This is a genomic window from Planococcus sp. TJ-307, assembly GCF_058268435.1.
The window spans coordinates 838,207-861,580 of sequence record NZ_JBZDOJ010000002.1; the positions used below are offsets into that span (position 1 = coordinate 838,207).

Here is a 23,374-nt window from a genome sequence, read left to right on the forward strand (position 1 = left end):
TTACTTATTCCCTATTTAAATGAGAATATCTGATAAAATCAGCTAGTCAAGATAAAAAGAAAATGGTATATATAACAGTATGTTTAACTTCGAATAAGCTTTCTTGTTACTTTTTACACACGAAGACAGGATAAATGAAGAGGTGTTTTATGAAAAACGAGAGAGGTTTTACTTTGGTAGAGGTACTTGCTTCACTGGTCATACTTTCTATCGTATTGATGAGCTTTACAGCTGTTTTTGCGAATACTAATCGGCTGGCAGTTACAAATAGTGAAAAATTGGTTGTCATTAATTTGGCTGATGCTTATTTGGAGAGAGTAAAGGTCGATTCAAAAAATACATTGAACTTCCCTGACAATGACGTTCTATTAGTAGATGTACTTGCTATGAGTCCATGCCCACTAGTCGAACCACAGGTTGGAGTTAAAAGAAAATGTAGAGTAATCAATTTAGAATTGGATGAAATAAATAGTAAGAAGTATAATGTTGAGTTCAATTTTTCTCAGACACAGGACACTCAAGTAAGTGATGTTAGGATAAATACAGAATCCGATCTTTCATTGATAAACGTTATAGTCACTGTAAGAGCTGAACAGTCCAATATTTCAAGCTCAGTGGAGGGATATATATCATATGAATAGTCCAGCAAAATTTATCACTAGTAAACGAGGAATTACATTCGTGGAACTTCTTGCTACCATTGTAATCCTTAGTATAGTTAGTACTCTTGCATACACATTACTTTTTCAAGGTTATTCAAACTATCAGAAAATCCAAGTTGAGAGTGAATTACGCGATGAAGCAGATTTAATCATGTCTAGTTTTATAAAAGAAGTATTTCTTTTAAAAAATTCGAAGGTTGCAGTATTTTCCAACTGTTCTAACGGAAAAGCCAGTTCTTATATAGGACCAGCTGATACGAATAGTGATTCTCTACACTATTTCACAGGTTTTGAAAAAAACAGTCTAAAAGTGGCTGGTAAAACAATTCAGTTTTATAACAAAAATGTTACGCTAATTCCTACAAATTGTAATAATACAACATCACCCACTCTAATATCAGAGTTCAATGAAGGTAAAGAAATAAAAATTATTTTTACTTTAAAAACCATAAAAGGTAATAAAGAACATAAAATGAAGTTTGAAAATACATTACAGCTTATCGATGATTTAGAAGGAGGTTCTTAATGCGTATGTTAAAAGATGAGTCAGGTTACTCCCTACTCCTAACATTGCTACTTGTAGTGTTATTTTCTATTTTGGGTATTAGTTTAATAGCCATGACTTTTAATGGCGTAACAAAAAACGAAACACGTGAAGAAATTGTTCAATCTTCTGACTTAGCAAGTAAAGGAATTGAACGTATCACTTCACAAATCACCAATGAATTGAATAATGTTCTAGCTGAAAAAGGTCTCAGTATTACGGATTATGTAAAAGAAATAAATAAAATCACTAGTAAGTATAACTGTACAAGTGGCAGTCCAATTAAAGACAAGGCTGATTCGAATTCGGGTACGGAGTATTCCACCTGCATACATTTGGTTGAGCAAGACTTGACTAGTGGAATAAAAGTCAATTCTTCGACTGAATATTTGCGTAGAGATATAACTTTTAAAAGCACTGGGAAATCGGGAACAAAAGTAGAAACCCTTTATGCCACATATAATATTGGCTCCACTGATTATCCTGAGTTTTTAAACTATGTTTTAGGAGCATTTGAAGTGGACAATACAGAAGATCCAACTGATCCAAGCAGATTTCCAGATATGCCTGGTGAGGGTAATTTAATATTAAATGGCGGTTCCTCAATTGAAGGGGATATAAAAATAGATGGAGATTTAATTTCCTCTGACTATGGAATATGGAAGTCTGGATCGAGATATCAAACTGAACCAAGTGTTTTACCACAACTATCTGGGTTTAATTTAACATCCAGCAAAGTATTTATTAAGGGAAACTTATACAAAGGAAAAAATATGAGTTCTTTTGATAATGCTAGTGAAACAGAGTATGCCAAATATGTTAATTCTGAAGGGAACTATGATACTAATCTAACCATTGATCAATTGTTTCTGAAAAGAACCACACATACCCCAGCATCTGAAACAATTACAGTGCCACAAAGAGTTTCTACCAATGTAAATATTAAACCTATTAATTTTTCTCAAAAGAATAATGATATTATTTTAAATCCCAATTCTCAAAATCAATTTGAAATTAACCAAACTAAAGAAGTGAAAAATTTAAATAGAGAAGGTATTGAAACCTACTTAAAATTTAGAAATTCAAAAACTGCATGTACTAACGAATGGGTATGGATATTTTTCCCTTTCCTTGGAAGATACCAAGAGGTTTGTAAAACTACCCCCATTAATACTGGTGAAAATATTTTTAAATTTCTTAACTCTAACACTTTCGGAAAATTAGGTGTGCCAGGAAGTGTAAACTTAACTGATGCTGACTCATTAATTACTAATAGTGGACACATTGATGGGGACTTGATATTAGGAAGCAAGGGATGTACAACAAATAATAAGAGAAAAGTTACGGTAAAAGGAACTTTTTATATTAAGGGTAACTTATCTATTTGTGATAAATTACTGACAAGCGATGCCATTTTTTATGTAGATGGCGATGTAGATATTAAAGAATCAGAAATAAAAGGCATTGAAATAATCGGAAGTAATCAAGAAAAGCGCAATAGTTCATTAATGGTTTTTGCTAAAGGGAATATTCATTTATCCAATAATTCCGTTGATAAACCAACTCCGAGTGAATTTAAAGGATATTTGTATAGTGAAGAGTTACTAGAAATTTATGGTGTGGGTTCGAACATTAAAATTAATGGTGGTATTTCTGCTCGGAAAATAATTTTAAATGCTCTTAGAGGAGATGGAAAAAGATACTACACCGATAGTGAGCAATTAAAATTTCCAAAATCTAGCTCAAGACTCCAGATCATATATGATCAGGATATAATAAAGAATTATTCTGAATTAGATATACAAACCGAACCATGGATTACAAATGTTTCTCCACCAATTGAGTTAGAAAGGAAATATGGAGCACCATAAAAAAGAAGGCTCAAGTTCAGCAAGCTGAACTTGAGCCTTCTTTTTTATTTCACATAAGCCGCAACCTTATTCCGCCCAGCCTGCTTCGCTCCGATATACAAAGCACGATCGGCATTGCGGATTAACGACATGCCTTCGTCGCTGTCATCCGGTGCAGTGGAGACGCCAATGCTCAGAGTGATGTGGACAATTTGCTGTTCCCGGTTTTCGGCGAGGTCGCTTTCAATCAGAAATTCATGCTTTTCGATGCGCTTGCGCAAGTTTTCAGCGAGCAGCATGGCCAGTTCTTTGCTGTAATCGGTCAACAGCACAACAAATTCTTCACCGCCATAGCGGGCTATTGTCCCTTCATTCCCTATCTCTTCTCTTAGGATATCCGCCAGCTGAATGAGGATGTCGTTGCCGCTTTGGTGGCCGTAACGGTCATTGATGCTCTTGAAATGGTCAATGTCCATCATGATCAGTGACAGTTGTGCCAAATGGCCCTCTTTCATTTCTTTAATGGAGTTCTCCAGGGTTTCGTCCAAATAGCGATAATTGTACAACTTGGTTAAACCGCAGCGTTCGCTTTTGGCAATGAGTTTTTGCATATAGCCGGCTTTTTCCAACGAGACCGCAAAATAAGTGCTGAGGATTTCCAAAATTTGCAGCTGGTGTTTGGTAAATGCATATCTTTTTTTCGATGCCAGCACCAACACCCCTTCCGTTTTGTTGTTGCGGTTAATGGGTGTAGCCATCAAACTCTCCGTATCTTTTGGAAGGTTGCCGGTCACCAGATTTTGCCACTGGCTTCTTTCATCGTAAATATAGGAATCATTGGTGATGATAACGTTTCCAGCAATTCCGTACTTGTAAGGGATGGACGCAATTTGGCGAGGCTGCAACTTGCCGTTTTCGTAAATTCGCAGCATTTGTTGCTGGCCATCCCGGTAATCGATCACATAGGCATATTCCACATCAAACATTTTGGCGACTTCCACAACAAACTGATCCAGTACTTCTCCCACTTCTAAGTGAACGGAAAGCTGATGCCCAATAGCTCCTGCTTTTTTCAAATCCGTATTCACCTGAGCGGAGTTGTTGTACATTTTCAGTACAGCAGTCATGGTGAAAAATGGCACGCCCAGCAGAACAAGTGCCGCAATCCCGATATAGGACTCAAAAATATAAAGTGCAATGGCATATGGGAAAATTAGCAACATCAAACCAAAATCCCATAAAGCATCGATCGAGAAAAATTTAGTGTGATTGCCGATCATTCGATCATAAACCTGAAAAATGATTTGATTGCTCAAAACCGATACTACTTGAAAAATCAATCCATACATAATCACTTCCGTCAGGTCCAAAGAACCGAATTGACCACCTGCAACTACAAATGCCAGGCCGGCAAATAAGGACATCAAAAAAAACATGAGTGAATTAAACGGAATTCTTTTCGACTGTGCTTCGCTGGTGCGGCTTCGATACAACACAATCAACATCGCTAATTGCGAAACCAGTATTTCAATAAAAATTCCGTATTTTAAAAATAGAGCAACCATCATCCACTGGACCAGGAACGTTGAAGCTCCATTAATATTCATCGGCATGAAACTCATTAACACAAAAAACAACACATAGGCGGCTAAATTCCAGGGATCACTTACTGATGGCGGGAAAAAATTATAAACAACTACCAAGCCTGCAGGCACAATAAATGCCCACAAGCTCCAAAGAATCATTTTGCGTGTTAATTTCTTTCCCATAACATCTTCCCCTTCTGTACAACTAACCCCGTAGTGAACAACGGAGTTTAGGTTTGGTAATGTTGAAAAAATGTTTTTTCGTAATTTCGAAGAATTGTGAGAAGAAAAAGCGATCCTGTGACTATAGTCTCTTTTTCTATCCTATTTACAGGTAATATATCACATAAATTTGCAATTGTCTTTCTTTTACTTAAACTTTCATCAAATAAAGTTTTCGCAGGCAACGCACGTTCATTGTCAAAATCAACAAAGGTGAAATGGTCGCTGACCTTCTCAAGCTGGCGCAAAGCATAAACATAGTCTTTGTCTTTAAATATTCCCATAACAATGTGGATGGAGCGATCTGGCATTGTCTCCTTGATCGTTGCAACCAGTGCATCGATGCTCGCTTTGTTATGAGCCCCATCAAAAATGACTCCTGGCAATACGCTTTCGAAACGGTATGCGAGAGTTGCGGAAGAAAGCCCTTTTCGAGCTTTTTCTTCATTAAAACTAAAATCCAGCAGTTCTTTTGCAGCTTCCAGTGCCAAGCTGGCATTTCGTTGCTGATGCTGTCCTTTTAATTTTAACGGTGCATCTGTCAGATCCTTAGGCTGGATCACTTCAGCATGAAGCCGGTCTGCTGTTTCTTGGACAATCTCCAATGCTTCTTGCGGAAGTTTTCCGACGGCAACCGGTTTCCATTTTTTTATGATTCCGGCTTTATGCCATGCAATTTCTTCTATTGTATCCCCCAGAAAATTAGTATGATCGATTGAGATGGATGGAATGATAGCAATATCCGGATTGATGACATTCGTGCTGTCAAAAGCCCCTCCCATGCCGGCCTCAATAATAATAAAATCGGGAGCCTGTTTGTTGAAAATGATAAACGCTGCTGCAGTCAACAGTTCGAAATCAGTTAATGGTGTTGTTACATGACTCAGTTTTTCCATCGCCCATCCCAGCTCTTCTGGATCAACCGGCTTGCCGTTGAGTTGGATTTGGTCATGAAGATCCTCAATGCACGGCGAATAAAAATTGCCGACACTGTATCCGTGCACCCGAAGAATGGCCGACAGAAAAGCAGCCGTGGATCCCTTGCCGTTGGTTCCGGCCAAATGGATGAATCGTCCTTGTTGATGCGGGTTTCCAAGCTCATCTAAAGCAGCAGTAATGGCTTCCAGTCCTGGCTGGATGGTTGAGTCTGTATGTATATTCCATTTGTTTTTGTATTGATCGAGTCCGATAATCATAAGAAGCCTCTTTTCTGCAGTAAACATGATACACTTTTTGTGTATGATTATAGCACGAAGGTGGAATGGATATGACGAGTTGTTGGGTGATTTACAACGGAAGCTTAGTTTCCGATAAGTTTGAAGACCAAGCCAGGCTTGTGGCCGAAGCAGCTGAGAGAGCCGGCATCGCTGCAAAGATTATGAAAAACTATGAAACGATCATGGATTTATCAGTCAACTTAAGTATACCTGATTTTGCAGTTTTATTGGATAAAGATATATTGCTTGGATATTTTTTGAAAAGCCGCGGCGTACCAGTTTACAACGATCCTGCCGTCATTGATTTATGCGACAACAAAGCCACACAATATGTCCAGCTCGCGGCCACAGGCTTGCCGATGCCACGGACCATCGTTGCACCAAAAGTCTATCCAAATTTTTCAATAGCAAATTCCGGATATTTTGAAAAAGTGATCGACCGTATAGGGCTTCCCATGGTGATTAAAGAAGGACACGGCTCATTCGGCATGAAAGTGTATTTGATCGAAACCGAAGAACAGTTTTATAAAAAAGTCGACAGCTTGAGAGGCATCGATTTTGTCTTTCAGGAATTCGTTGCATCAAGCCATGGACGCGATATCCGCGTGAATATAGTCGGCGAACAGATTGTTGCGGCCATGTACCGCCACTCTGAAACCGATTTTCGCGCCAACATTACCAATGGCGGTGTGGCTTCTCCCATTGAGCTAACCGCTGCTCAAAAAGAACTGGCGTTGGCCGCAGCGCATGCAGTTAATGCGACATTTGCTGGAGTGGATTTGTTGTTTGGGGAAAATGAACAGCCTTTGGTGTGTGAAGTCAATGCAGCCGCCCACATCCGCAATATCCTGAATGTTACAGGCATCAATGTTGCAGACGCCATGATCGCTTATATATTGGAGGACTTGGAATGAAACTTCTCTATGAAACAAAGGATGCCAACCGCAATCACGGCTTTATTGATGAGCTGGTGCGCTTAGGTGACACTTCATTGCTTACCTGGGATAACTGGAGTGAAGATAGTCTGCAGCTGCTGGCGAATGAGCTGCATGGCGATACGGTCGTGTTCCGTTCACGTCGGCCGGAAGCAGCACGTTTTTTAGAAGACCGAGGCATTCGCTTAGTAAACCGGGCAGAAGTCAACCGCATCGCCAACGACAAATGGCAAAGCTATCAATTGTTCTTATTGCTGGGTGTTCCGCCCATTCCCAGCTTTCGAGATGCTGCAACATTCCCGTGCATTGCCAAAACTTTAGATGGCCACGGCGGTTCGGAAGTGTGGCTGCTGAATGCTGTTGAAGAAATCCCAGCCGTCTCTTCACCGCTGATTTTCCAGCCGGTGGTTCAGCATCAGGCAGACGTCCGTGCCTATGTTATCGGCACAAAAGTTGTTGGGGCCGTAAAGCGCAGCTCCGGCAGCTCATTTAAAGCCAATTATTCACTGGGTGGGACTATCGAAAAATACACACTCACCACGGCTCAGGAAAAAGACGTCCTGCGGATCGCGCGTGCTTTAAAGAGCGACTATATTGGCATCGACTTTTTATTGCTGGAAGATGGAAGCCATTTATTCAATGAAATCGAAGACCCTGTCGGCGCCCGCTCGTTTTACGAAACACATGATGAAAACATTGCCGAATTATTGGTGGAGCATATACACCAATTGGAAAAGCACGCACCATTTCGACGGGAAGATCGGCCAAAATAATTTTGGCATTCACAATATGCTTTGTTAGTGGAAGCACCTATAGTAAGAATCTTGGAAATTTCAAGCAACTCCAATTTCTTCACTTCCTTTGTATTATCTAAATAAAAGGATAGATATGGAGCAAACTAGCGTAGACTCCCGCGGGAGAGCGAAGTGCCGAAATCCACTTGGGCGTTAAGCCCAAGTTAGTTCGGCGCAAGCCCGCAGGAAAGCGGAGCTAGTTTGCGGAATATCCCTGTAAAATCAAAAAACCGCTCTCCCATTGAGGAAAGCGGTTTTTATATCTTACAGGTTCTGTAATTCTACGATGCGTTTTTCAACCGTAGCGTGTTTTTCCACGTAATCGGCTTGTTTCGCACGTTCTTCTGCAACTACGGCTTCAGGTGCTTTGGAAACAAAGCGTTCGTTCGACAACTTGCCGCTGACGAGCTTCACTTCTTTTGCCCATTTCTCCAGTTCCTTGTTCAGACGTGCAAGTTCTGCATCAATGTCGATCAAGCCTTCAAGCGGCATGAACAACTCGGCTCCCGATACAACCGCTGACATCGATTTTTCTGGCGCTTCGATGTTTTGGCCGATCGTCAAAGTTTCCGGGTTGCAGAAACGTTCAATATAAGCTGCATTCGCTTCAAGTACAGCATGCATGTTGGCGTCTTTTGCAGAAATCGTCAACGGCACTTTTTTGCTCATCGGCGACTGCACTTCTGAACGGATTGTCCGTACTGATCGGATCACGTCCATCAACAGCTTCATGCTGGAAGACTGGCTTTGGTCGGTCAACGAATCGTCCACTGTCGGCCAAGCTGCAATCGTAATCGATTCGCCTTGGTGCGGCAAGTTCTGCCAGATTTCTTCCGTAATGAATGGCATGAACGGATGCAACAAACGCATCGTGTTATCCAGGACATACGCAAGAACCGAACGCGTCATTTTCTTCGCTTCTTCGTCTTCTCCGTATAATGGCAATTTCGACATTTCGATATACCAATCACAGAAGTCATCCCAAATAAAGTTATAAAGCGAACGTCCCACTTCACCAAATTCGTAGCGTTCTGCAAGTTCTGTTACTTGTTCGATGGTTTCATTCAACCGGGTCAAGATCCATGAATCCGCTACGGATTTCTTGCCGGAAAGGTCGATTTGGTCATACGTCATGCCTTCCATGTTCATCAAAGCGAAACGGGAAGCATTCCAGATTTTATTGGCAAAGTTCCAAACAGACTCCACTTTGTCGTTCGAGTAGCGAAGATCTTGTCCAGGAGACGAAGCCGTTGCCAGGAAGTAGCGCAAAGAATCCGCTCCGTATTCAGAAATCACATCCATTGGATCAACGCCGTTGCCTAGCGATTTGGACATTTTGCGTCCTTCCGCATCGCGCACAAGTCCGTGGATCAAGACATCCTTAAACGGTTTTTCCCCTGTGAATTCTAGTGCCTGGAAAATCATGCGCGATACCCAGAAATTGATGATGTCATAGCCTGTAACCAATGCATCGGTCGGGTAGTAGCGGCTTAGGTCATCGTTTTCTTCCGGCCAGCCAAGCGTTGAGAACGGCCATAGGGCAGAAGAGAACCATGTATCCAGTACGTCTTCGTCCTGTGTCCAGTTTTCCGGGTCAGCCGGTGCTTCGTGGCCTACGTAAATTTCACCTGTTTCGTTATGGTACCAGGCCGGAATTTGATGCCCCCACCAAAGCTGGCGCGAGATGCACCAGTCGCGGATGTTTTCCATCCAGTGCAGGTAGGTTTTCTCGAAACGGTCCGGTACGAAGTTAACGCCCGCATCTGTTTTCTGCGCCTCTACAGAAGCAGCAGCAAGCGGCTTCATGTCTACGAACCACTGTGTGGACAGGTAAGGTTCTACTACTGCCCCACTGCGCTCTGAATGGCCAACTGAATGCAAGTGTTCTTCGATTTTGAACAGTACATCCATGTCTTGTAAATCTTTAACGATTTGCTTGCGGCACTCGAAACGGTCAAGCCCTTCGTATTTTCCGGCATTCTCGTTCATTGAACCGTCTTCGTGCATAATCAGCACGCGTTCCAGGTTGTGGCGATTGCCGATTTCAAAGTCATTCGGATCATGTGCCGGCGTGATTTTCACAGCGCCGCTTCCGAATTCCATGTCCACGTAATCGTCCGCCACAATTTCCATTTCGCGGCCGATGATTGGCAAGATAACTTTTTTGCCGATCAAATGCTGGTAGCGCTCGTCTTTCGGGTGAACCGCAACGGCTGTATCGCCAAGCATTGTTTCCGGGCGCGTTGTCGCGATTTCGATGTGGCCGCTGCCGTCCGCAAGCGGATAACGCATATGGTAAAACGCACCTTGTACGTCTTTGTAGATCACTTCAATATCGGAAATGGCGGTTTGTGTTGCTGGGTCCCAGTTGATGATGTATTTGCCGCGGTAGATTAATTTTTTCTCGTACAATTTTACGAAAACTTCGCGTACCGCTTTTGATAAGCCATCATCCAATGTGAAACGCTCACGGGAATAATCAAGGCCAAGGCCCAGTTTCGACCATTGCTCACGGATATGGCCCGCGTATTGGTCTTTCCATTTCCATGATTCTTCAAGAAACGCTTCACGGCCCAAATCGTAACGTGAACGCCCTTCTTCTTTCAGCTTGCCTTCTACCTTTGCCTGCGTTGCGATGCCGGCGTGATCCATTCCTGGAAGCCATAGCGCATCAAAGCCTTGCATGCGCTTCATGCGCGTCATGATGTCCTGCAGCGTTGTGTCCCAGGCATGCCCTAAATGCAGCTTGCCGGTCACGTTTGGCGGGGGAATCACAATGGTATACGGCGTTTTGCCGCTTTCTGGTTTGGCTTCGAAGAATTTGTTGTTGACCCACCAATCGTAACGCCCTTTTTCAATCGATTGCGGATCGTACTTGGTCGACATTTGTTCAGTCATTGGAATTCCTCCTCTAAATTTCTGGCAGAACGCAAAAAACTCCTATCGTCTGTAAAGGACGAAGGAGTTTTTCGCGGTACCACCTTTATACACAGGTCCACTTGCCCACCTGGCTCTCAAGTTTCATAACGGATGTTCAGTCCGGTTCCCGCTACTGTGTTTCACGGCAACTGCTCCGAGGTGACATTCAAATGCGCGCCCATGAAAACCTCTCACCACTCGGTCTTCTCTCTGAAATGCACGCACACCCTACTATCCTCTTCAACGCATGATTATCTAATTACTCCCATTGTACTCAATATCCGGTTTTAGCGTCAAGTTTTTTTACAATGAATGCCACAATCGGCGCCGCAATCAGCAAAATAAAGAACAGACGGAACAATTGGAAGCCCGTGATCAGTGCCACATCGCCTCCAGCTGCAAGCGCTGTGATTGCCATCTCAGCAATGCCGCCAGGTGCCGCACTCAAGAAAAAGTCGAGAAATATGTATTCGGGCAGCCAGTGGGCAAGAATCATCGCAATTAACACCGTAAACCCGATCAGCAAGACGTTGTTCAACACAATCGCGGCACCCAGCCGGAATGTTAGCTTTTCACCAATGCCTTCCATCTGCAAACCGAGGTTTGCCCCAATAAACACCTGCGCGATGGCAATGAGCCAGTAAGGCATGTCAATTAGGACATCACCCGAAAAGGACTGAACAACAGCCATCGCCAAAATGGGCGCCAGCAATTCAGCAGCTGGAAAACCGATCCGTTTCATTCCGGTGAAAAGCAAAATCCCAACTACGAAAGCCATTAGAAATAGCATCGGCGAAAATGTAAATAGCTGCTGTTGCGTTTCTCCCGCGCCTCTGCCATTCAAAAAAACGGTCAGGAATGGCACAATCGTTACCACCATGAAAATCCGAATGGTCTGCATCATTGTCACGACGGTGATATTTGCGGACGGAATCTCCTCAGCAAGAACGACCATCTGTGCCAAGCCTCCTGGAATCGACCCAAGCAGACTGGTCGCCAAGCTTTCATTGACCATTCTCTTAAACAAGAGGCCCAGTCCAATCGACAGCGCGACGACCGATACCGTCATAAATGCCATATATGGCAAATCCACGGCCATCAACAGCACTGCATCCCGTGTAAAGGATGAACCGATTTGAATGCCCAGCATCACCAGTCCCGCTGTCCGCAAAAACTTTGGCCAGTAAAGGGGCAGTTTCGTGAACTGATTGACCAACAACAAGGCAAACATTGGTCCTAATAGCCAGGGCAGAAACATCCCGACCGCTTCAAAAACCGCTCCTGATGCTACTGCAATGATGGCAGTAAGTATAAATGGCCTCATTGTCTCTCCTCTTTTCCGCGTGTTGTTGCTGCTATCTATGTTACACGAAATTTCAGCGTGTATGGGTGGTGAACAGAATTCCATGATTCCAGCTCCATTAGATGAAGCCAACAAAAAAGAGACACCTGAAAAAATCCAGATGCCTCCATTTTATATTAGCGTGCCAGTTTAGCAAATACGGTATGGAATGCTTCTACGGTTTTTGCAATGTGCTCTTCCGTGTGGGCAGTCGATAAGAACATGCCTTCAAACTGGGACGGCGGCAAGAAGATGCCTTCTTCTGCCATCAAACGATAGTAATCCGCAAACAAATCCGTGTCCGAAGTTTTCGCTGTTTCAAAATCAACCACGTCTTCGTTTGTGAAGAAGAAACCGATCATCGATCCGGCGCGGTTAACGGTATGCGGGATGTTGTATTTCGTCGCCGCTTCCCGGAACCCTTTTTCCAGCTGATCGCCGCGTTCTACAAACACGTTGTAACTTTCTTCTGTCAAACGGGACAAGGTTTCGAAACCTGCACGCATGGCAAGCGGATTTCCGGACAAGGTGCCTGCCTGGTAAATCGAACCGCTTGGAGCTACTTGCTGCATGATTTCACGCTTGCCGCCGAATGCGCCGACCGGCAATCCGCCGCCGATCACTTTGCCAAGGCACGTCATATCTGGAGTAACACCAAAGTAACCTTGTGCACAATTAAAGCCAACACGGAAACCTGTCATGACTTCATCAAAAATAAGTACTGTGCCGTTTTCTGTGGTCAAATTGCGCAATTCCTGCAAGAAGCCTTCATTTGGCGGCACGACACCCATATTGCCGGCAACCGGTTCTACAATAACGGCAGCCAAATCGTCGCCGAATTCCTGGAACGCCAATCTTAGGCTTTCCAAGTCATTGTAAGGGACCGTAATGGTGTTTTTCGCAATCGATGCTGGAACGCCTGGTGAATCCGGCAAACCTAAGGTCGCGACGCCTGAACCTGCTTTGATCAAGAGGCTGTCTCCATGTCCGTGGTAGCAGCCTTCGAATTTCAGGATCTTATCACGTCCCGTATAACCACGTGCTACGCGCAATGCACTCATCGTTGCTTCCGTACCAGATGACACCATGCGGACCATTTCAATCGATGGAACACGTTCCATAACCAGTTTCGCCATGGTGTTTTCAAGTTCGGTTGGTGCACCGAATGACGTGCCAAGCGCAGCAGTTTCCTGAATCGCTGCTACCACTTCTGGATGCGCGTGGCCTAAAATCAGCGGTCCCCAAGACAAGACGTAATCGATGTACGTATTGTCGTCGATATCCGTAATGGTTGCGCCACTTCCTGATTGCATGAAAATCGGATCCATGTTGACCGATTTAAAGGCACGGACTGGGCTGTTAACCCCGCCCGGCATTAATTTTTTTGCTTCTGTGAATGCTGCTTGTGATTTTTCGTAGGTCATTTATTTCCCTCCAACCAGCGAGCGGCATCTTTCGCGTGATACGTCATGACGATATCTGCTCCTGCGCGCTTCATGCTAAGTAGTGTTTCAAGAACAATTTTCTCTTCATCGATCCAGCCATTTGCCGCCGCCGCTTTGACCATCGCGTACTCACCTGAAACGTTGTAAGCAACGATTGGAATATCAAAGTTATCACGAACTTCGCGGATAATGTCCAAATAAGACAAGGCCGGTTTTACAATCATGAAATCCGCGCCCTCTTGAATATCAGAAGTCGCTTCCCGCAATGCTTCCATACGGTTAGCCGGATCCATCTGATAGGTTTTGCGGTCACCGAATTGAGGCGTTGAGTGAGCCGCTTCACGGAACGGTCCGTAATAAGCAGATGAATACTTGACGCCATACGACATAATTGGCGTATTTTCAAATCCTGCCTGGTCCAAGCCGTAACGGATCGCTGCCACAAAACCGTCCATCATGTTCGATGGTGCAATGATGTCAGCTCCTGCTTTTGCCTGTGAAACAGCCGTGCGCGCCAACAAATCAAGTGATTTATCGTTTAAGATGACGCCATTTTCGATCACGCCGCAATGGCCATGATCGGTATATTGGCACAGGCACGTGTCTGCAATAACCACTAGCTCAGGATGGCGCTCTTTTGCAAAGCGGATTGCTTCCTGCGTAATGCCATGGTCGTGGTAAGCTTGTGAACCAACTGCGTCTTTTTCATTGGGTACGCCGAAAAGAATGACAGAAGGAATTCCAAGATCAACAACTTCATCCAGTTCTTCCCCCAATTTATCCAATGAATAATGGAAAACACCTGGCATAGATGAAATCTCGTGTTTAATGTTTTCACCCTCGACAACAAAAATCGGATAAATGAAATCCTCTTTATGTAAGCTCGTTTCACGGACCATTGACCGGATATTGGCTGAACCGCGTAAACGGCGGTGACGGTTAAAATTCAATTCTTTCATTTTGACAAACTTCCTTTCGCTATTTCGTTGATGACTTCTATATACGTGTATTTCTTTGGAGTAAAATCAACTGTTCCGCCGTTTGCTTGGATAGCCTCTTGCGTTACGTGGCCAATAGCAGCGGTACGGATATTCGACCAGTCTCCCCCTGCCTGCCGGTAAGCCGACACTGCAGAAGGACTGGCAAAAAGAATTATGATGTCTTCCAACAACACCAGCATTTCAGCGTTTTCCATGTTCAACACGGTGTCATAGACTGTCCACTCGTCCACTTGCATTGGCATCGAGGCAATGGTATTTTTCGCCAAAGACCCTTTGATAAACAAGCATTTGGCATGACCCGCAATAGCCGGGAACTCCTGGACAAAATGATCGGCGCTAAAAATCTGCGGAATAAAATCTGGTGCGTAGCCGTGCTTTCGCAGAATCGCCGCTGTCTGATCACCAACCGCTGCGATTTTGGCTCTAACCGTTTCATGAAGCTGGCAAAATGCCTGCGCACTGGTGCGGCTCGTAAAAATAAGCCAGTCGTAGCTGTTAAAATCAGGCTTTTCCGACTCACGGATGGAAGTGGTGACAAGCGGCAAATAAAGCGTCTTTGCCCCAAGTGACCGTGCATGGCGAACCGCTTCCCCAGGTTCTCTGGAACCGGTAAAAACAATGGTTTCGCCTTCGAGCAGCGGTCTTTCCTTAGACATTGCTCTCAGCTTTAACGCGTTGAATCAAATCATAACCGCCCTGTGCGCTGATTTTCTCTGCAACAATCCGGCCAGCTTCGATCGGGTCGCGGCTAACAGACATTTCCTTGAACACTTGATCAGCTTCTGGTGAAGAAATAAGTCCAGTAAAAGTAATTTCACCATCATTGACCGTAGCATATCCAGCAATCGGCACTTGGCAGCTGCCGTCCATATCCCGAAGGAATTTGCGTTCAGCGTTAACGGCCAATGCTGTATTTTCATCATTGATTTTAGCAAGTTCCGCCATCAATTCAGCGTCTTCTTCGCGGCATTCAATGGCTAATGCACCTTGTCCAATAGCGGGCAGGCATTCACTAACTTCCATGAATTCTGTAACCAAATCATCTTTCCAACCCATCCGTTTCAAACCGGCTGCCGCTAGAATAATAGCATCAAAATCGCCCGCTCTTAGTTTTGCAAGACGCGTATCGATGTTTCCGCGAATCCATTGAATGTCAAGATCCGGACGCAGCAACAAGAGCTGAGAACTGCGGCGAAGGCTGCTCGTTCCAACAACTGCTCCAACTGGAAGTTCCATCAATTTCACATGGTCGTTCGCAATATAAGCGTCACGCGGATCTTCGCGGTCTGGAATACAGCCGATGGCAAGGCCTTCAGGCAATACAGAAGGCATGTCTTTCATGCTGTGAACTGCAAAATCGATTTCCCGGTCAAAAAGTGCTTGTTCAATTTCTTTGACAAATAAACCTTTACCTCCGACTTTTGACAGCGTGACGTCTACGATGCGGTCGCCTTTTGTAACGATTTCCTTGATTTCAAACTCAAAAGGAGCTCCAGCTGCTTTTAATTTATCGATAAACTGGTTGGTTTGTGTCAACGCCAGCTTGCTTCTTCTTGAACCTACAATAATTTTTCTCAAAATAAATCCTACCTTTCTTTAATACCAAAAATGAAATTCAGATAACCGGCTGCCCAAAAAGAAATTAATCAGCAGCAATAAAAACGCATACGCATGGGCCAGTGCATAATTCATGCCGTTTAATGAGCCTTTGCGATGCCACCATAGGATAAAGCTGTAAACGACCAGCAGGATAAACGACCCAATAATCTTCATGTCGAGCAATGAAAATTCAGCGAGGGAGATATACGCCCATTGCAAACCGAGTACAAGCGACACAAACAGCAGCGAAATGCCGACCAGAATTGAAATCGTCATAAATTGCTGGGTTTGGCCAAGCGATGGCAAACTGCTCCATTGCTTGGTCCACTTTTTCTGCTTCAGCATTCTGTAAAGAATCATGTGAAGCACCGAAAAAACGAATGACAAGGAGAATGCCACATACGACAGGATGGCAAAGCTGATGTGGATAAACAATAGTTCCGACACCAATGCTTCCCCAACAGGAGACCGTTCGATTTGGACCGGCGCAAATGTATGGATCGTCATAAAGATAAATCCGATGATGTTAATAAAAAATACGGCAAAATCAAACCTGTAAAAAATACGCAGGACCAGCGATAAGGTCACCAGCAGCCAGGCATAAAAATAAATGCCTTCAAACAAGGTCAATATCGGGAACCGCTGCGTTTCAAAAATGTACAAGCCTAGAAATATTGTTTGCAATACCCACACAATGCCAAGCAGCGACATGGCAATTCGACTGGCTTTTTTCTCTTTATATAAGTAATCTATAAAATAAAAAACAAGGCTGACAGCATATAGAATAACCATAGCTTCGTGCAGCCTTGCCATTGTTATATCAGCCATCCCATTCCCCTTCGTTTCCATAGTTAAAGGCGTTCCGTCTCTACATTTTAACATATAGATTCGAAAACGCCTCTTTAAGAAAGCTTAAAATGAATATCCGGGAGCTTTAGTTGTTGCTTGCTGGGTTTGAAGAACGGCTTTATCCGTTTTCTGCTGTAATGCTGTTGATTGCTTCTCAATTTCCTGTTCCACTTCATCTTCAATTCCGAAGATTTGCATGAACAACTCCAACTGCTCGCGGGATTTAGGCGCACCGCCCATTTCTTTCGCCTGCAAAATTGGATCTTTCAACAATTGATTGATGATTGATTTTGTGTGTTTGTTCAAGATTTTCTTCTCACGGTCAGTTAAATCCGGCATTTTGTTTTCAATGCTCGCCATCGTCTCAGCCTGTATGCCAAGTGCTTTTTGGCGAAGCGCCGATATGACAGGAACTACACCCAGAGTCGTTAGCCAATCGTTAAACTGGATCGCTTCCTGGTCGATCATGGTCATGATTTGGCCAGCTGCACGTTCACGCTCTGCCAAGTTCGCTTCCACAATTCCTTGCATATCGTCAATGTCATATAAGAACACGTTTTGCAAGTCGCCAATACGTGGATCCATATCACGCGGTACCGCAATATCCACCATGAACAACGGCTTGCCTTTGCGAAGTTTCTCCACATACTGCATCAATTCAAGGTCAATGACAAAGTCAGCTGAACCTGTAGATGAAATCAGAATATCCGCTTCCAGTAATGCGCATTGCAACTGGTTTAACGGTTTGGCTTTGCCGCCGAATTTATCTGCCAGCAATTCAGCTTTTTCGAATGTCCGGTTGATGACCGTGATACGGTCCGCCCCGCTGCCTTGAAGGTTTTTAATGGCCAATTCGCCCATTTTTCCGGCACCTAAAATGACCACGCTTTTGTTTTTTAGCGTGCCAAAGATCTTTTTGCCGAGTTCAACAGCTGCATACGATACCGATACCGCATTTTCGCCTATCGCTGTTTCAGAATGCGCTCTTTTTGCCAAGGTAACAGCTTGCTTGAACAGTTGATTAAACACGGTTCCTGTTGTCCCATGTTCCTGGCCTGCAAGAAAGCTGCTTTTTACTTGTCCCAAAATTTGCGTCTCGCCCAAAACCATCGAATCGATGCCAGCCGTTACACGGAATAAATGCTCGATTGCCTGATCTTGCTCATAGACAAATAAGTACTGTGAAATCGCTTCTTGCGGCAGGCCAAAATAATCAGCCAAGAACTGCTTCACATAATACTTTCCTGTGTGAAGCTGATCTACGACTGCATAAATTTCTGTCCGGTTGCAAGTAGACACGATTACGTTTTCCAATATGCTTTTTTGTTCTTTTAACGCCTGCATCGCCTGTGGCAGCTCATTTTCAATAAATGACAGCTTTTCACGGATCTCCACGGGTGCAGAGCGATAATTCACCCCAACTACTAAGGTATGCATGGGTACAAAACACCTTTCACGTTCAATATTTCATATAATATTAGTATACCACTTATCAGCTTTCATATGCCTTTGAAATTGTGAACAAGACATGAATATAGCGCTTAATTATAATTATTATAAACTAATACTAGCAAAGGAGTTTCGTGTCTACAAGTATAACGCTCTTAGTCGGAATTGCCTGTTAACTAAACGGTTAAATAGATTGTGAAGTTGCTCTAGATAGATGCTTTTGTGATATCGAGTTAATGGAGCATTATAGGTTGAACCAAAGAAGTTAATTTTTATCCTTCGCTTCGGTCGCTCTGGGCTGGGCCCCCGCAAGAAGCCAGGCAAAGGGCGCCGGTCTCCTCGCTTCGCCTCTCCCCTGGACGCGCTAGCACTAAGAGATGGATTGGAATCAAAGCAAGCCTAATTTTTTCGTTGTCTTCCCAAAAGAGCCGGAGCGCCCACCAACCGTTTCGAACTCCTTGCCTTTTGCCTCTCTTGGCAAATCCTTCGGAATGGACAACAGACATTTCTTTTGGATACAAAAAAGCGCAACCCGAAGGCTGCGCTTTAGTTTATTCCATTCTGCTTTCAATTTCTTGCCATGCTTCGTCTTTGCCCAATCCAGTTTCAGATGAGAAGACGATCAATGGATCGGATTTGTCCATATCCAACGTGGTGCGGACAATTTTCTTGTGCTTGTCCCATTTGCCTTTTGGAATCTTATCCGCCTTAGTGGCAATGATGATGCATGGAATTTCAAAATGCTTCATGAAATCATACATCGCGACATCGTCTTTGCTTGGCGGGTGGCGCAAATCAACAATTTGGATAACTGCGCGCAACGGTTCACGATCCGTGATATAGCGTTCAATCATCTTGCCCCATGCTTCGCGTTCACTTTTTGATACTTTGGCATAGCCGTATCCAGGAACATCGACATAAAACAGCTTTTCTTCGATTTTATAGAAGTTCAAGGTCTGTGTTTTGCCGGGTTTGGATGAAATGCGGGCCATGCTTTTGCGGCCGATCATTTTGTTGATAAAAGACGATTTGCCGACGTTTGACCGTCCGGCTAAAGCGAATTCCGGCAGGCCGTCTTCCGGATATTGATCCGGACGAACGGCACTAATTACAAGCTCTACGTTATTTACTTTCATTCATTTTCTCCTTCCAAGGCAATTTCCAACGCCTCGTCTGCTTGAGAGACCAGTTTAAAGGTCATTTCTTCACGAATTGTTTCCGGAATATCTTCCAAGTCACGTTCGTTATCCAGCGGCAGGATGATGGTCTTCAGTCCTGCGCGGTGTGCACTCAAGGTTTTCTCTTTAATTCCGCCGATTGGCAAGACGCGTCCACGAAGCGTAATCTCACCTGTCATGCCCACTTCACGCCGAATCGGACGTTTGGTCAAAGCGGATACCAATGCCGTAGCAATGGTAATCCCCGCTGAAGGGCCGTCTTTTGGAACGGCGCCTTCTGGAACGTGGATGTGGATATCGTGTGACTCGTGGAAATTTGGATCGATTCCAAGAGATTCGGCACGGGCACGGACAAACGACAACGCCGTCTGTGCAGATTCTTTCATGACGTCTCCGAGTTTCCCCGTTAACTGCAATTTGCCTTTGCCAGCAGACAAGGACACTTCGATTTGAAGTGTATCTCCCCCAACGGTTGTGTAAGCAAGACCAGTCGCGACACCAATTTGGTTTTCGGTTTCGGCCATGCCGTAACGGAATTTGCGTTTGCCGAGGTACTCTTCAACTTCTGCAGGGTTAACCGTTACTTGTTCTTTTTCTTTTGAAATGATCTGCTTGGTCACTTTGCGGCAAATGGAAGCAATTTGACGCTCCAAGCCACGGACTCCGGCTTCACGTGTGTAGTAGCGGACAATGTTCAGCAAGGCTTCGTCTTCAAACTTCAGCTGCTCATCCGTTAATCCGTGCTCTTTTAACTGCTTAGGTGCCAAGTGATTTTTGGCAATCATTTGTTTTTCCACTTCCGTATACCCAGCAATCGAAATCACTTCCATACGGTCGCGAAGCGGTCCAGGAATCGATCCCAAATCGTTCGCTGTGGCAATGAAAAGGACGTTTGACAAGTCGTAAGTTTCTTCAATGTAATGGTCACTGAATGAATTGTTCTGTTCCGGGTCCAACACTTCCAGCATGGCAGAAGACGGATCGCCACGGAAATCATTCGACATCTTATCGATTTCATCCAATAGGAACACTGGGTTCACCGTAGCCGCTTTTTTCATTCCTTGAATGATCCGACCAGGCATTGCGCCGACATAGGTCCGGCGATGGCCGCGAATTTCCGATTCATCACGAACGCCGCCAAGTGAGACGCGGACAAAATTACGGTCCAGTGATTCAGCAATGGATTTTGCCAAAGACGTTTTACCGACACCTGGAGGCCCAACCAGGCATAAAATAGGTCCGCGCAAAGAATTGGTCATTTGTTGCACAGCCAAATATTCCAATACGCGTTCTTTGACGCTTTCCAATCCATCGTGGTCGCGGTCCAATACTTCTTCAGCGTACTTGATGTCCAGACGGTCTTCTGTTGCTTCTGACCAAGGTATCGTCACGAGCCACTCGATGTAGTTGCGGATGATGCCGCTTTCTGCAGCAGCAGAAGGCAGTTTTTCATAGCGGTCAAGTTCTTTTAGCGCCACTTTCTCAGTGGATTCAGGCATTTTCGCTTCTTCAATCCGTTTTTTCAAGTCGACCACTTCAGCCGATTTGCCGTCTTTGTCGCCAAGTTCGGTTTGGATCGCTTTCATCTGCTCGCGCAAATAAAACTCTTTTTGCGTTTGCTCCATCGCTTTTTTGACGCGAAGGTTGATGCGTTTTTCTAAATCCACCACTTCTTGTTCGCTGTGCAGACGCGTAATGAGCAACTCTAAACGCTTGCTGATATCAAAGGTTTCCAGCACTTCCTGCTTAGCAGCGACTTTCATCGAAAGATGGGAAGCCACCATATCCGCCAATCGGCCCGGTTCTTCTATATCCGCTACCGTATTGTACGTTTCAGTTGTGACTTTTTTCGAGCTCTTGGCATAGTTCTCAAAATGCTCCAGCAACAAGCGCATCAATGCATCCTGTTCGGCATCTCTTTCCGTTTCATCCGGGAAAGATGTCACTTCCACAACCGTGTAGTTGTCCGCTTCTTCGTAGTTTTTCATTTGCCCGCGTTCCAAACCTTCAACAAGTACACGAATTGTGCCATTTGGCAATTTCAGCATTTGTTTGACGTATGCTAAGGTACCGATTTTGTGAAGATCATCTTTCTCAGGCTGCTCGGTGCTCATATCTTTTTGGGTCGCCAAAAAGACGATATTGTCTTCCAGCAATGCTTGTTCCAGCGCAGCCACAGATCGTTCACGGCCGACATCTATATGAAGCACCATCGTCGGGAATACCAGCAATCCGCGCAACGGCAATAATGGTACGCTTTTCGTTACTTTTTTCTTAGCCATTTGAAAAGTCACCTCCGGGAATATTTTCAACAAAAACGGACTGACTCAGACCGTGCGGATGCGCACGATCAGAGTCAGCCCGTATCATCCTTTTTGATTGGTTCATCCATCACTCTGCGAGATGTTTCCGCAGGGTGAAGTTCCACTCATTATGCGGATGTTTTTTCGTTATTGTCTTTAACGTAAACTGAGCCGTCTTCTAACATTAGTTTAGGCTGTACGCTATCGGCAACGGTTTCTTTTGTGATCACACATTCGACAATGTCTTCACGTGAAGGCAAGTCGAACATAACTTCGAGCATAATGTTCTCGATAATTGAACGAAGTCCACGGGCACCGGTTTTGCGTTCAATTGCCAATTTCGCAATTTCAACAAGGGCACCAGGCTCGAATGTTAACTTAACGCCATCAAGCTCCATCATTTTCTGGTATTGCTTGATCAAAGCATTTTTCGGCTCGGTTAAAATTTCAACCAAGGCTTTTTCATCCAATTGCTCAAGGCTTGCCAATACAGGCAAACGGCCGATGAACTCAGGAATCAAGCCAAACTTCAAAAGATCTTCAGGAATCAATTGGCTAAGCAATGATTTCTCATCCAACTCTTCTTTGTTTGGATCTGCACCAAAACCGATGATTTTATTGCCGAGACGGCGTTTGATGATTTGGTCGACGCCGTCAAAAGCACCACCTACGATAAACAATACGTTCGTCGTATCGATTTGGATAAATTCCTGATGAGGATGCTTGCGTCCGCCCTGAGGTGGTACGCTGGCAGTTGTGCCTTCTAAAATTTTCAGAAGGGCCTGCTGTACGCCTTCACCGGAAACATCGCGTGTAATCGATGGGTTTTCGGATTTGCGGGCGACTTTATCAATCTCATCAATATAGATAATGCCTTTTTCAGCGCGTTCTACATCGTAATCAGCAGCCTGGATCAGCTTCAACAAGATGTTTTCAACGTCTTCACCGACATAACCGGCTTCCGTTAAAGATGTAGCATCTGCAATCGCAAACGGCACATTCAGAATGCGAGCCAAAGTTTGTGCGAGCAATGTTTTCCCGCTTCCTGTTGGTCCGATCAAAACAATATTGGATTTCGACAACTCTACATCGTCAATTTTGCTGTTGGAGTTGACGCGTTTATAGTGATTGTATACCGCGACAGCCAGAGATTTCTTCGCTTTTTCCTGACCGATAACATAGCCGTTCAGGATGTCCAGAATTTCTTTTGGCTTAGGCACTTCTTTAAATTCTACTTCTTCATCCGTACCAAGCTCTTCTTCTACGATTTCCGTACAAAGCTCAATACATTCGTCACAAATATAAACACCTGGTCCTGCAACCAGTTTACGAACCTGCTCTTGTGGTTTGCCACAGAATGAGCATTTTAAATGCTCTTTTTCGTCATTGAATTTGAACAATGTATTCACCCCTATTCAAGCCATTATCTTACAAGATTATCGTAATTCTAGCAACTAATTAGATTCACTGCTAATTGTT

At 44.3% G+C, this 23,374-nt stretch carries 18 protein-coding genes and 1 other annotated feature; of the genes, 5 read left to right on the forward strand and 13 right to left on the reverse strand.

Features of this window, described 5'->3' with window-relative positions:
• Positions 1-149 precede the first annotated feature (149 nt).
• Genes AC4EHK_RS10555 through AC4EHK_RS10565 form a run of 3 tightly spaced genes read left to right on the forward strand, consistent with a single transcriptional unit; the run spans position 150 to position 3,077 of the window.
• Complete coding sequence (locus tag AC4EHK_RS10555) at positions 150-641, forward strand: type IV pilus modification PilV family protein (RefSeq protein WP_490978743.1); 492 nt, start codon at positions 150-152, stop codon at positions 639-641.
• Positions 634-1,188, forward strand: coding sequence for a pilus assembly FimT family protein (locus tag AC4EHK_RS10560; protein ID WP_490978744.1), 555 nt, complete (start codon positions 634-636; stop codon positions 1,186-1,188). Before AC4EHK_RS10555 ends, AC4EHK_RS10560 begins: the two co-directional genes overlap by 8 nt.
• A complete protein-coding gene (locus tag AC4EHK_RS10565; RefSeq protein ID WP_490978745.1) occupies positions 1,188-3,077 on the forward strand; it encodes a hypothetical protein in 1,890 nt (629 codons plus the stop codon). Before AC4EHK_RS10560 ends, AC4EHK_RS10565 begins: the two co-directional genes overlap by 1 nt.
• A gap of 44 nt (positions 3,078-3,121) precedes the next feature.
• Here the strand turns inward: AC4EHK_RS10565 and AC4EHK_RS10570 are convergent, their stop codons facing one another.
• Both AC4EHK_RS10570 and AC4EHK_RS10575 read right to left on the reverse strand, forming a co-directional pair.
• Positions 3,122-4,825, reverse strand: coding sequence for a diguanylate cyclase (locus AC4EHK_RS10570; RefSeq protein WP_490978746.1), 1,704 nt, complete (start codon positions 4,823-4,825; stop codon positions 3,122-3,124).
• Positions 4,826-4,872: 47 nt separating this feature from the next.
• A complete protein-coding gene (locus AC4EHK_RS10575; protein ID WP_490978747.1) occupies positions 4,873-6,060 on the reverse strand; it encodes a bifunctional folylpolyglutamate synthase/dihydrofolate synthase in 1,188 nt (395 codons plus the stop codon).
• 71 nt (positions 6,061-6,131) lie between these two features.
• Between AC4EHK_RS10575 and AC4EHK_RS10580 the strand changes: the two genes are divergently transcribed.
• Positions 6,132-6,995: an ATP-grasp domain-containing protein gene (locus AC4EHK_RS10580; RefSeq protein WP_490978748.1), complete on the forward strand. Its 864-nt coding sequence runs from the start codon at positions 6,132-6,134 to the stop codon at positions 6,993-6,995.
• Positions 6,992-7,789, forward strand: a complete 798-nt coding sequence (locus tag AC4EHK_RS10585; RefSeq protein ID WP_490978749.1) for an ATP-grasp domain-containing protein — start codon at positions 6,992-6,994, stop codon at positions 7,787-7,789. The genes AC4EHK_RS10580 and AC4EHK_RS10585 overlap by 4 nt, the downstream gene beginning before the upstream one ends.
• Before the next feature lie 285 nt (positions 7,790-8,074).
• Here the strand turns inward: AC4EHK_RS10585 and AC4EHK_RS10590 are convergent, their stop codons facing one another.
• The 11 genes from AC4EHK_RS10590 to clpX form a co-directional block, all read right to left on the reverse strand.
• Complete coding sequence (locus tag AC4EHK_RS10590) at positions 8,075-10,708, reverse strand: valine--tRNA ligase (RefSeq protein ID WP_490978750.1); 2,634 nt, start codon at positions 10,706-10,708, stop codon at positions 8,075-8,077.
• 51 nt (positions 10,709-10,759) lie between these two features.
• Positions 10,760-10,982, reverse strand: a binding site (T-box leader).
• A 21-nt stretch (positions 10,983-11,003) separates the two neighbouring features.
• Complete coding sequence (locus AC4EHK_RS10595) at positions 11,004-12,053, reverse strand: AbrB family transcriptional regulator (RefSeq protein ID WP_490978751.1); 1,050 nt, start codon at positions 12,051-12,053, stop codon at positions 11,004-11,006.
• A gap of 155 nt (positions 12,054-12,208) precedes the next feature.
• On the reverse strand, positions 12,209-13,495 hold the full coding sequence (gene hemL / locus AC4EHK_RS10600) for a glutamate-1-semialdehyde 2,1-aminomutase (RefSeq protein ID WP_490978752.1): 1,287 nt from the start codon (positions 13,493-13,495) through the stop codon (positions 12,209-12,211).
• Complete coding sequence (gene hemB, locus AC4EHK_RS10605) at positions 13,492-14,475, reverse strand: porphobilinogen synthase (protein ID WP_490978753.1); 984 nt, start codon at positions 14,473-14,475, stop codon at positions 13,492-13,494. The genes hemL and hemB overlap by 4 nt, the downstream gene beginning before the upstream one ends.
• The gene (locus AC4EHK_RS10610) at positions 14,472-15,173 is read right to left on the reverse strand and encodes a uroporphyrinogen-III synthase (protein WP_490978754.1); all 702 of its coding nucleotides are present in this window, start codon (positions 15,171-15,173) and stop codon (positions 14,472-14,474) included. The genes hemB and AC4EHK_RS10610 overlap by 4 nt, the downstream gene beginning before the upstream one ends.
• On the reverse strand, positions 15,166-16,095 hold the full coding sequence (gene hemC, locus AC4EHK_RS10615) for a hydroxymethylbilane synthase (protein WP_490978755.1): 930 nt from the start codon (positions 16,093-16,095) through the stop codon (positions 15,166-15,168). The genes AC4EHK_RS10610 and hemC overlap by 8 nt, the downstream gene beginning before the upstream one ends.
• A gap of 18 nt (positions 16,096-16,113) precedes the next feature.
• A complete protein-coding gene (ccsA, locus tag AC4EHK_RS10620; RefSeq protein WP_490978756.1) occupies positions 16,114-16,944 on the reverse strand; it encodes a cytochrome c biogenesis protein CcsA in 831 nt (276 codons plus the stop codon).
• An 84-nt stretch (positions 16,945-17,028) separates the two neighbouring features.
• A complete protein-coding gene (gene hemA / locus AC4EHK_RS10625) occupies positions 17,029-18,402 on the reverse strand; it encodes a glutamyl-tRNA reductase (RefSeq protein ID WP_490978757.1) in 1,374 nt (457 codons plus the stop codon).
• Between the two features lie 563 nt (positions 18,403-18,965).
• Positions 18,966-19,550, reverse strand: a complete 585-nt coding sequence (yihA, locus tag AC4EHK_RS10630; RefSeq protein ID WP_490978758.1) for a ribosome biogenesis GTP-binding protein YihA/YsxC — start codon at positions 19,548-19,550, stop codon at positions 18,966-18,968.
• Entirely contained in the window at positions 19,547-21,874 is a 2,328-nt protein-coding gene (gene lon, locus AC4EHK_RS10635; protein ID WP_490978759.1) for an endopeptidase La, read from the reverse strand. The genes yihA and lon overlap by 4 nt, the downstream gene beginning before the upstream one ends.
• 149 nt (positions 21,875-22,023) lie before the next feature.
• Positions 22,024-23,295 carry an ATP-dependent protease ATP-binding subunit ClpX gene (gene clpX / locus AC4EHK_RS10640; protein ID WP_490978760.1) on the reverse strand — a complete coding sequence of 424 codons (1,272 nt, stop codon included), beginning with the start codon at positions 23,293-23,295 and terminating at the stop codon, positions 22,024-22,026.
• Between the last annotated feature and the right edge of the window lie 79 nt (positions 23,296-23,374).